1 protein-coding gene is annotated in these 716 nt (G+C 39.9%); it reads right to left on the bottom strand.

From position 1 onward, the window contains the following. The coding region (locus K5Q34_RS11675; RefSeq protein ID WP_221865062.1) for a MucBP domain-containing protein at window positions 1-716 on the bottom strand (716 nt) is incomplete at both ends.

Below are 716 nucleotides of genomic sequence, written 5' to 3'. Positions count from 1 at the left end.
TCAACTTTTTCTTTGTAGACGTAAGTGATTTTTGTTACACCTTCAGCAACTGTACCTGTTACTGGCGCTACACCAAATGATGTTGACGTTTCAGTAAGGTTATTGTCTTCACCGACCGTACCAACTGTATAAGTACCTGCCGGAACAAGTTCATACGTTTTACCATCTTTTTCGATAACTGCTGGTTTTTCAGTTGTACCTGTGATTTGTTCTGCGTTATATGCCGTACCTACAGCAGTACCTTCTGGTGAATCAACGTATTGTTTCTGAAGAACATTACCTTCTGTGTCAACGTAATCAACTACAACTGATCCAGTTTTCACTTCTTCATAGACATAAGTAACTTTCTTCGTACCTTCTGCAACTTCACCTGAAACTGCATCTGTTCCCAAATCTTTAGTTGTTGCTGTCAAGTTTCCATCTGTTCCAACAGTACCTACATTATAGTCACCAGCAGGGACTAATTTGTAAGTCTTACCATCTTTGGTAATCACAGATGGACGCTCTGAAGTGTCTGTTGAAGCTTTTGTACCTGTATCGTTTGCTGTATTGTAAGCAGTACCAGGTGCTACATTGGCAGTATCAACAAACTGTGTACCGATCTTGTTTCCGTCTGTATCAACGTAATCAACGATAACTGAACCTTTCACTTCTTCATATACGTAAGTGATTGATTTAGTACCTTCAGCAACTGTACCTGTTGGTGTATCTGTACC

Source organism: Streptococcus sp. 2018110 (assembly GCF_019754115.1).
In the GTDB taxonomy this organism is placed as follows: Bacteria; Bacillota; Bacilli; order Lactobacillales; family Streptococcaceae; genus Streptococcus; species Streptococcus hashimotonensis.
The sequence above is the reverse complement of the archived record's forward strand: the minus strand, read 5'-3'. Positions and strand labels throughout refer to the sequence as shown.